Raw genomic sequence first — 1924 nt, 5'->3', positions numbered from 1 at the left:
ACCATTTATCTTTTTGCGAACCCGTGACATACCGGTAATGTCGTTTGCGGTATTCCATTTATCGTTTTGCGACTCCGTGATATACCGTTAACAGGAATAGATAGTCAGAAACTACCTTTTGCTATGTAGTTTTCACGAAAAAAAGAACCGGTATCTGCATCCTTCCGACTCTTTCCTTAAAAATCTTGTATTTTATAAATCTAGGTTATTCTGATAGCTGTTTTTCGTTTGTTTCTTTAGTCAGAAACCACGCAGTCGCGGCAATCACAATCAAAACAGAGTAGAAGATAAGCTTCCATTCAATGGAATGTGCAAATTCATACGAGATTATTCCCACATCAGGATGTCCTAATGTTAAAACGGCAAGCTTTACTCCAACCCATCCGACAATCGCAAAAGCAGCAATTTCAAGACCTGGCTTAGCATGAAGCAATTTCACAAAGAAGTTTGCGGCGAAACGCATGATAATTAAACCGATTAATCCCCCGGCAAAAATGACTAGGAATTTACCGCCATCCATACCACCAATATTCGGAATATTTGTGTTCGGAAGGGTCATGGCTAGAGCAACTGCAGCCAAAATTGAGTCAACAGCAAATGCAATATCTGCTAATTCCACTTTGAAAACCGTTCCCCAAAAACCTGATTTCTTTTCATCTTTTTTTGATTTTTTCAGCTTTTTATTTTTAAGGACAAGTTTCCTCAAAATATGATTGATTGCGATGAATAACAGGTATAATGCACCTATCGCCTGCACTTGCCAAACATCGACAAGGAAAGAAATAATGAATAATGATCCAAAGCGGAATACGAAGGCACCTACTAGTCCATAGAAAAGTGCTTTTTTTCTTTCATCCTCTGGAAGATGCTTTACCATAATGGCCAGTACAAGCGCATTATCAGCTGCCAACAAACCTTCGATGGCGATTAATAGTAACAATACCCATCCATATTCTAACAAAATTGAAAGCTCCAATTATATCTTCCTCCTAATAAATAGATTTATATCCTTGTTATTTCATTATTTCTGTTAATCATTAACAATCCGAATAGCATCCTGATCAAAGCTTTCTACCCCTTTGGTGAAGGCTAATCTAGTTTTAAATCGATAGCATAACGAGCCTGTTGATATTCGGGCAGAATTAGGAAGCCTGAAAGTAAAAGGAATTTTATTGATAGCATCCGCTTGAATACACTCGGTAGTTAATATAGTAATAGAATCAACGATTTCTTCGTTTTTCTCTTGGCTTTCTATTAAAACCAAATCACAATCAATCCGTTTCAATTGTTGTAATATAGTTCCACCTTTAATCAAGAAATGTCCCTTTACCTCCTCACCTGCCCTATATGTTTCCTTTTCAAGCATCAGATCAATCTGTGCAGATCCTACCCCTAATAGCGCCATATATTTTCTTAGAATCATGAATTTCCTCCTGTTTGATATTAATAAAATCCTTATTCATGCACCACAGACCTTGAAAAACAAAAAAACCTTTACCGTTAGGCAAAGGTTTTTTAAAACAATAAAAGACCTTTACCAATAGGCAAAGGTCTTGCTAACAACGAATTGGTTGCCAACAAAGCCGAGAAAATAGAATTCTCCGAAATGACGACTTTGTTGTAAAAGCTACTCCCCTTTAAAAAAGGATATAGTATTAACTTATAATATTAGTCTAAGGATTCTTCTTTTTAAAGTCAATCTTTTTTTTTCTTACTTAAAATTTCTATTTCCCATAATGGGCATAGACAAGAACAACGACTAAGTAATTCCAATGTAAATGGTTTTATTTGCGGTATATCATTTATCAGTTTGCGACCCTCTGATATATCGGAAATGTCGGTTGCGGTATACCGTTTATCGTTTTACGACTCCGTGATATACCGGTAATGCGGTTTGCGGTATACCATTTATCGTTTTACGACT

The 1924-nt window shown here is 36.3% G+C and carries 2 protein-coding genes; both read right to left on the bottom strand.

From position 1 onward, the window contains the following. Window positions 1-205: 205 nt before the first annotated feature. The gene (locus tag V7147_RS20150) at window positions 206-976 is read right to left on the bottom strand and encodes a TerC family protein (protein ID WP_335369601.1); all 771 of its coding nucleotides are present in this window, start codon (window positions 974-976) and stop codon (window positions 206-208) included. A gap of 54 nt (window positions 977-1030) precedes the next feature. Beyond that, window positions 1031-1423 carry a sporulation protein gene (locus tag V7147_RS20145; RefSeq protein ID WP_335369600.1) on the bottom strand — a complete coding sequence of 131 codons (393 nt, stop codon included), beginning with the start codon at window positions 1421-1423 and terminating at the stop codon, window positions 1031-1033. Window positions 1424-1924: the final 501 nt, after the last annotated feature.

Source organism: Bacillus sp. JJ1521 (assembly GCF_036965165.1).
In the GTDB taxonomy this organism is placed as follows: Bacteria; Bacillota; Bacilli; order Bacillales; family Bacillaceae_L; genus Ferdinandcohnia.
Note: the sequence above shows the minus strand (reverse complement) of the source record. Positions and strands in the feature narration are given on the sequence as shown.